The organism is Actinosynnema sp. (assembly GCF_052038725.1).
Genome location: NZ_JBQGCX010000144.1, coordinates 1 through 7,380 on the forward strand (window position 1 = coordinate 1; position 7,380 = coordinate 7,380).

Here is a 7,380-nt window from a genome sequence, read left to right on the forward strand (position 1 = left end):
TTGGCGGCGTTCTTGGGGTCGGGGGCGATGGAGATGACGCCGTTGTGGCCCCAGCGGTCCCAGCCGATCGCGTCGAGCAGCGGGACCCAGCGGCCGGTGGCCTGGTTCCAGCGGTAGGCGCCGCCGCTGTCGGTGCGGGCGTAGACCAGGTCGCGCTCGGCGGGGCTGAAGACGATGCCGGGCACGAAGCCGCCGCCCTGGATCTCGACGTTCTCCCAGGTGTGCGGCTGGCTCGCGGGGGCGGCCTGCGCGACGGGGGCGGGGCTGGTGGCGGCGACGGCGACGAGCGTGGCGGCGGCCGTGACGAGGGCGGCCAGGAGGGCCGGTGATCGGCTCCCGCGCCGCGCCCGTACGGTGATGGGCGGGGTGGGCTCGGGCTGGCGCGGTGCCATCACGGCGCTCCTTTGCGCGGTTCGGGCGTGTGCCGGGCGGGGCGAGCGGTGGGGCGGGGTGGAGCGCGGAGCGGGTGGAGCGCGGGCCGAGCGAGGCCTGACCGGTGGAGCAGGGCCCGGTGGGCCGAGCGGGTCGGACGGTCGAGCGGGGAGCGGGCGGGCCGTGCGGGTCGAGCGCGAACCGGGCCGGGGTCGGGAGGAGGCGGTGGGCGAAAGGGACGCCTCCTCCCGCGCCTGGCTCCGGGCGGTCGGGGGACGACCAACCCGACCACCGTTTCGGGGAGCGCTCCCAGAGCGGGTGGAAGAAAAACGTAACGACCGCCGAAGTGCGGTGTAAAGAGCTGTCCGGTGCGCGGATCGGGTGAATTGCAAGTGACTCGCTCACCCTTGTCGCCCCACAAAGGGTTACGTACAATATCTTGTACGTCGAAAGGTGTCGCAGGTGAAGATCATGAGCTATTCCGAATCACGCGCCAACTACGCCGAGACGCTCGACTCCGTGATCAACGACCGTGAAGAGGTCGTGATCACCCGTTCGGGGCGGGACTCGGTGGTGATCGTCGCGCTCGACGACTACCAGTCCATGAAGGAGTCCCTCTACCTGTTCCGCAGCACGGAGAACGCGCGGCGCCTGTTCAACTCGATCGAGCGCTTGGAATCCGGCGGCGGCGAGCACCACGAGCTGGTCGAGTGAAGCTCGTCTGGGACGAATACGCCTGGGCCGACTACCTCTGGTGGCAGACCGAGGACCGCAAGGTGCTCAAGCGCGTCAACGAGCTGATCAAGGACATCCGACGCAACGGCAACGAGGGCATCGGCAAGCCCGAGCCGCTCGAGCACGGCTTCCAGGGCTACTGGTCGCGCCGGATCACCGACGAGCACCGCCTGGTCTACAAGATCACCGAGGACGAGATCCGGATCGCCGCCTGCCGCTACCACTACTCGAGGTAGCGGCAGGCGGTCCGGAAGTCCTACGCGCTGGCCCGGTGCACCAGCGAGGTCGGCAGGAGCAGGAACGGCGGGAGGTTCTCCTCGCCCGTCAGCTCCGCCATCAGGCGCCACGTCATCGTGCGGCCCAGCTGCTCCACGTCCTGCCTGACCGTCGTCAGCGGCGGGACCGCCGTCGACGCCAGCACCAGGTCGTCGAAGCCCACCACGGCCACGTCCTGCGGCACCCGCTTGCCGTGCGCGTGCAGCGCCTGCAGCGCGCCCATCGCCATGATGTCGGCCCCCACGAACACCGCGTCCAGCGCGGGCTCGCGGGTCAGCAGCTCGTCCATCGCGGCGGCGCCGCTGGTCGGGGTGAAGTCGCCGAACGCGACCAGGTCGTCGCGCAGCCCGGCCTGGCTCAGCGCCCGCTTGAACCCGCTCAAGCGGTCCATGCCCACGGCCATGTCCTTCGGGCCCGCTATGGTCGCGATCCTCGTGCGCCCCAGCGAGACCAGGTGCTTGGCCGCCTCCATGGCCCCGTTGAAGTTGTCCGAGTCCACGTACGGCACCCCGCCCGCGCCGAGGGGCCTGCCACCGACGACGGTGGGCAGGCCCGCGTCGGCGAGCACGCGGGGCAGCGGGTCCTGGCCGTGCAGGCTGATCACCAGCACGCCGTCGACGTGGCCGCCGCACAGGTAGTTCACCAGGTCCTGCTCGTCGCCCTCCTTGCTCATCATGAGCACGAGCTGGACCCTCTTGCCCGACAGCTCCGCGTGCACGCCTCGCAGCACGCCCGCGAAGAACGGGTCCGCCAGCACCCGGCTGCCCTGTTCGGACACCACCAGCGCGATGCAGTTCGCCCTGCTGCCCGCGAGGGTGCGGGCGGCCTGGTTGGGGCTGTACCCCAGCTGAACGATCGCCTGGTGAACGGCCTCGCGCGCCTTGGTGCTGACGTACGGCTCGCCGTTGATCACCCTCGACACGGTCGACTTGGACACCCCGGCGGCTCTGGCGACCTCTTCGAGCCTGGTCGGGGGCCTTCGGGCCTTGGGCGGCTCAACGGCGTCGGTCACGGCGCAGCCGTCGCTGACGGTGCGGGCAGCGCGTTGCCGCGGGCGACCTCGGAGTACCACATGGCGCTCATCTTAGGCGTCCTGACCTGCGTGCCGTAGTCGACATGCACGATCCCGAACCGCTTGGCGTAACCCTCGGCCCACTCGAAGTTGTCCATCAGCGACCACGCGAAGTAACCGCGGAGGTCGACGCCCTCGCTGATCGCGTCGTGCGCCGCGCGCAGGTGCGAGTCGATGTACGCCAGCCGCTCCGGGTCGTTGACCGTGCCGTCGTCGGCCACCGAGTCGCGGTAGGCCGCGCCGTTCTCGGTGATGTAGATCGGCCGGCGCGGGTACTCCTCGTGCAGCCGGGTGAGGAGCTGGTAGATCCCGCGCGGTCGCACCTCCCACTCCATGTCGGTGCGCGTCGCGTCGTCCCGGACCGGGAAGCTGACGTGCTCGGCGCCGACCCACGGCGACCCGGTGGCGCGGCGGCCCGGCTTGGGCTCGCTGGGCGCGGCGGGCTCGGAGCTGACGAAGTGCTCGGTGTAGTAGTTCACGCCGAGCTGGTCCAGCGGCGCCGAGATGATCGCCAGGTCCTCGGGCTTGATGTGGTCGGCGAACCCGTACGGCGCGAGGTCCGCGACGATGTCCGCCGGGTACTCGCCCTTGAACAGCGGGTCCAGGAAGATCCGGTTCTGCAGCCCGTCGAGCCGCCGCACCGCGTCCAGGTCCGCCTCGGACGAGGGGTCGGCGGGGATGATCGGGTACATGTTGAGCGTGATGCCGACCTTGGCCTCCGGCTTGGCCGAGCGGATCGCCGCGGTGGCGAGGCCGTGGCCGAGCAGCAGGTGGTGGACGGCCGCGACGGCGGCGGCGGGCTCCTGGCGGCCGGGCGCGTGGATGCCGCCCGCGTAGCCGAGGAACGCCGAGCACCACGGCTCGTTCAGCGTGGTCCAGTTGGACACCCGGTCGCCGAGCGCCTCCACGACCGTGGCCGCGTAGTCGGCGAACCGGTGCGCGGTGTCCCGGTTGGCCCAGCCGCCCGCGTCCTCCAGGGCCTGCGGCAGGTCCCAGTGGTAGAGCGTGACCCACGGGTCGATGCCGCGCTCCAGCAGGGTGTCGACCAGCCTGCTGTAGAAGTCCAGCCCGGCCTGGTTGGGCTCGCCGCCGTCGGGCCGGATCCTCGGCCAGGCGGTGGAGAAGCGGTACGCGCCGAGACCGAGGTCCGCCATCATCGCGACGTCCTGCTCGACCCGGTGGTAGTGGTCCACGGCCACGTCACCGTTGTCATCGCCCGCGACGGCGCCGGGCAGCGCGCAGAAGGTGTCCCAGATGGAGGGGGAGCGACCGTCCTCCTTGGTCGCCCCCTCCACCTGGAACGCCGCTGTCGCGGCCCCCCACACGAAGCCCTCGGGAAAGGAAATGGACTCCACAGCTACCCCTTCACAGCACCCTGCATGATCCCGGCGACGATCTGCCGCCCGAGTACGAGGAAGACGATCAGCACCGGGATGGTGGCCATCGTGGTCCCGGCGAGGACGAGCGAGTTGTCGATGTAGTAACCGCTCTTGAGCTTCTCCAGCGCGACCTGGATGGTCGGGTTCTCGGCGTTCAGCGCGATCAGCGGCCAGAGGAAGTCGTTCCAGGACGTCATGAACGTGAAGATGCCGAGCATCGCCGCCGCCGGGCGGACCGCGGGCAGGCACACGTGCCAGTAGGTGCTGAGGAGGCTGCAACCGTCCATCCTGGCCGCTTCGACCAGCTCGTCCGGCACGGCGTCCGCGATGAACTGGCGCATCCAGAACACGCCGAAGGCGGTGACCAGGTTCGGCACGATCACCGCGCCCAGCTCACCGGCCCAGCCGAACTCGGCCATCGCCATGTACAGCGGGATGATGCCCAGCTGGGTCGGCACCGCGAGGGTCGCGACGACGAACAGCAGCAGCGGGCCCCGGCCCTTGAAGCGCAGCTTGGCGAAGGCGAAACCGGCCAGGCTGGACAGGAACACGACCGAGACGGTCACCGTCGAGGAGACGATGAGGCTGTTGCCCAGCGCCTTCCAGAAGGCGACGTTGTCGACGACGCGGCTGGCGTTGGCGAGGAAGTTGCCGCCGGGGAGCCAGGGCTGCTCGGCCTTGAAGTACTGGTCGTCGTGGCTGCCGACCAGGAAGGCCCAGTAGAACGGGAAGGCCGAGGCGATGATGAACGCGATCAGCGGTCCGTAGACCGCGAAACCGGGACGCTTCTCCGACACGGTCTAGTCCTCCCCACTGGAGGCGATCCGGCGGGTGAGCATGAAGTTGATCCCGGCGATCGCGATGATGACGACGAACAGCACCCAGGCCACCGCGGAGGCGTAACCGAGCTCGTACCTGCCGAAGCCCGCCTGGTACATGTAGAGCATCACCGTCTGGAACTGGTTGCTGGCGCCGCCGTTGGCGTTGCCGCCCGCGGGCTCGAACAGCAGCGGCTCGGTGAAGATCTGCAAGCCGCCGATGGTCGAGGTGATGACGACGAAGATGATCGTCGGGCGGAGCATCGGCAGCGTGACGCTGAAGAAGCGCCGGAAGGTGCCCGCGCCGTCGACGACCGCGGCCTCGTACACGTCGCGCGGGATGGCCTGCATGGCGGCGAGCACGATGAGCGCGTTGTAGCCGGTCCAGCGCCAGTCGACCATGATGGCGATGGCGACGTGGCTCCACCAGCGCTCGGCCTGCCAGTCGATCCGGCTGATGCCGATGGCCTCCAGCCAGTCGTTGATCATGCCGTACTGGACGCCGAACAGGTCGCCGAAGATCAGGGTGAGCGCGACGAGGCTGGCCACGTAGGGCAGCAGCACGCCCATGCGCCACAACGTGCGCCCGCGCAGCGCGGTGTTGAGCAGCGCGGCGATCAGGACGGCGACGATGATCTGCGGCACGCTCGACATCAGGAAGATGCTGAACGTGTTGACCATCGCGTTCCAGAACTGCGGGTCGCCGAGCAGCTCGACGTAGTTCTGGATGCCGACGAACTCGCCGTCCAGCCCGATCTCCCAGTCGAACAGGGAGATGTAGGCGGTGTACAGCAGCGGGAAGAGGCCGACGACCGTGAACAGCACGAAGAACGGCGCCACGAACAGGTAGGGCGAGAACTTCGCGTCGAGGTTGCTGAACCGGTAGCGGCGGGTGGGGTCGACGAGCCCCACCGAGTCGTCGCCCTCAGGACGCCGCGGCGGGCGGGGCGCAGCGCCCCGCCCGCTCGCCACCGAGGTGTCGGTGGTCACTTGGTCGCCTTCTGGGCGTCCTCGACGACCTTCTTCCACGCCTCGTCCGCGTTGGTGCCCTGCTCGACGGACAGCAGCGCCGGGCCGACGATGTCGTCCTGGATCTGGCCGTCCTTCGGGCCCTTGTACTGGGCCACGTCGACCTTCTTGGCCTGCTCCGCGTAGAGCTTGCCGACCTGCTGGCCGAAGTACTCGTTGGTGCTCTCGGTCAGCGCGGGGTCGTCGAGCGCCTTGAGCTGGCTCGGGAAGGTGTTCTTGGCCTTGAACGCCTTGATCTGCTGCTCGGGCGCGGTCAGCCAGGCAGCCAGCTCAGCGGCTTCCTTCGGGTGCTTGCTCTGCTTGGGCACGGTCAGGAACGAGCCGCCCCAGTTGCCGCCGCCGTCGGGGAAGGAGCCGGTGACGACCCACTTGCCCTTGTGCTCGGGGCCGGAGTTCTTCTCGATGTTGCCGAGCAGCCAGGCCGGGCAGGTCTTGGTGGCGAAGGCCGACTCGCGGAAGCCGGTCTCCCACTCGGGGGTCCACGCCTTGAGCTTGGCGGACTGGCCCTGGGCGACGGCGGTGGTCACCTTGCCCCAGAGGGCCTTGTCGCCGTTCGAGTCGATGACGAGCTTGTCGTCCTTGTCGAAGTAGCCGACCTCGGCCTGGTTGTGCATCGGGTTGAAGACCTGCGCGGCCGAGTCGAACCACGCCTTGCCGGTCTTCTCCGCGTACTGCTTGCCCGCGGCGAAGTAGGAGTCCCAGGTGGCGAACGTGGCGGCGATGCCCGCCTCGTCGGTGGGGATGCCACCGGCCTCCAGGAGGTCCTTGCGGTAGCACATGGCCAGCGGGCCGATGTCCGTGCCGTAGCCGATCAGCTCGCCGCCCTTGGCGGTGACGGACTTGGTCTTCCAGTCCAGCCAGCGGCCGTCGACGTTCGGGCCGATCTCCTTGAGGTTGTTGAACTGGCCCGCGCGGGTCATGACCTGGCTGAGGTAGCCCTCCTCGACGCCCTCGATGTCGGCGAGGCCGGAGCCCGCCGCCATCTTGGTGAAGAGGTTCTTGTGGTGGTCCGCGGCCTGACCGGTCTTGCGCTCGGTCACCTTGACGTTGGGGTGAGCCGCCTCGTACTCCTTGAGGAGCTCCTCGTACCCGAACTGGTTGAACGTGGCGATGGTCAGTTCGATCTTGCCATCGGCACTGGTCCCACTGTCCGAACCGCAGGCGGTGGTGACCGCTGCGAGCACTGCGGTGCAGGCCAGGAGGCTACCCAGGCCTGCTCGACGGTTGCGCACGAGAACTCCTCGATGAGATCGGCGGTGTTGTTCTGGGAGCGCTCCCAGGTTGTGGGCGAGTGTGGTTCGCGCCACGGAGGCATGTCAAGCGTCTGTATCCACGCTGTTACCGGCATTGCGCCTTTTGCCCACCTGAACCGATTCCGTAAACCCCGTTCCAGTGAGCCGTTCGACCACCCCAGGTAGTCCTGAGGGTCGAAAACCGGACAGTGCGACCGGAGCATCCGACTAGCGCCGCAGCAGGGCGTGCGTTCGAGTGACGGCCGAACCGGTGAACGCTTGCAGGGGCTCCGTCGCGCGTCATCGCAGCCCCCTTCCACGAGGTCCCCTCATGCGCCACAGCGACCTTCCACCCGCGGGCGGGTCGGCACCACCCCTGGAAGCGGTAACAGGGGTGCGTCTCAACGGGGGCGGGGGTGGGGCTCGGTGGGGGCGGGTGACTGGTGATGGCGGGGGCGGGGGCGAGG

The 7,380-nt window shown here is 69.1% G+C and carries 7 protein-coding genes and 1 pseudogene; 2 read left to right on the plus strand and 6 right to left on the minus strand.

The window, feature by feature from the left end; all coding sequences use genetic code 11:
* Positions 1-392, minus strand: a pseudogene (locus ACTUAL_RS02745) (xyloglucanase); the annotation flags it as partial.
* 451 nt (positions 393-843) lie between these two features.
* Here ACTUAL_RS02745 and ACTUAL_RS02750 point away from each other — a divergent pair.
* Together ACTUAL_RS02750 and ACTUAL_RS02755 are read left to right on the plus strand one after the other, a co-directional pair.
* The gene (locus ACTUAL_RS02750) at positions 844-1,086 is read left to right on the plus strand and encodes a type II toxin-antitoxin system Phd/YefM family antitoxin (RefSeq protein WP_218182103.1); all 243 of its coding nucleotides are present in this window, start codon (positions 844-846) and stop codon (positions 1,084-1,086) included.
* Positions 1,083-1,343, plus strand: a complete 261-nt coding sequence (locus tag ACTUAL_RS02755) for a Txe/YoeB family addiction module toxin (RefSeq protein ID WP_440899155.1) — start codon at positions 1,083-1,085, stop codon at positions 1,341-1,343. The genes ACTUAL_RS02750 and ACTUAL_RS02755 overlap by 4 nt, the downstream gene beginning before the upstream one ends.
* Before the next feature lie 20 nt (positions 1,344-1,363).
* Here ACTUAL_RS02755 and ACTUAL_RS02760 read toward each other — a convergent pair whose 3' ends face one another.
* Genes ACTUAL_RS02760 through ACTUAL_RS02780 form a run of 5 tightly spaced genes read right to left on the minus strand, consistent with a single transcriptional unit; the run spans position 1,364 to position 6,913 of the window.
* Positions 1,364-2,395, minus strand: a complete 1,032-nt coding sequence (locus tag ACTUAL_RS02760; RefSeq protein WP_096492343.1) for a LacI family DNA-binding transcriptional regulator — start codon at positions 2,393-2,395, stop codon at positions 1,364-1,366.
* The gene (locus ACTUAL_RS02765) at positions 2,392-3,810 is read right to left on the minus strand and encodes a GH1 family beta-glucosidase (protein ID WP_440899156.1); all 1,419 of its coding nucleotides are present in this window, start codon (positions 3,808-3,810) and stop codon (positions 2,392-2,394) included. The genes ACTUAL_RS02760 and ACTUAL_RS02765 overlap by 4 nt, the downstream gene beginning before the upstream one ends.
* A 2-nt stretch (positions 3,811-3,812) precedes the next feature.
* Positions 3,813-4,631 carry a carbohydrate ABC transporter permease gene (locus tag ACTUAL_RS02770; RefSeq protein ID WP_096492341.1) on the minus strand — a complete coding sequence of 273 codons (819 nt, stop codon included), beginning with the start codon at positions 4,629-4,631 and terminating at the stop codon, positions 3,813-3,815.
* A 3-nt stretch (positions 4,632-4,634) separates the two neighbouring features.
* Entirely contained in the window at positions 4,635-5,642 is a 1,008-nt protein-coding gene (locus tag ACTUAL_RS02775; RefSeq protein WP_096492340.1) for a carbohydrate ABC transporter permease, read from the minus strand.
* Positions 5,639-6,913: an ABC transporter substrate-binding protein gene (locus ACTUAL_RS02780; protein ID WP_440899157.1), complete on the minus strand. Its 1,275-nt coding sequence runs from the start codon at positions 6,911-6,913 to the stop codon at positions 5,639-5,641. The genes ACTUAL_RS02775 and ACTUAL_RS02780 overlap by 4 nt, the downstream gene beginning before the upstream one ends.
* Positions 6,914-7,380: the final 467 nt, after the last annotated feature.

What these genes read in the sequence shown, in the direction of transcription:
- ACTUAL_RS02750 (WP_218182103.1), top strand. Translation starts at nt 844, where the DNA reads ATGAGCTATTCCGAATCACGCGCCAACTACGCCGAGACGCTCGACTCC.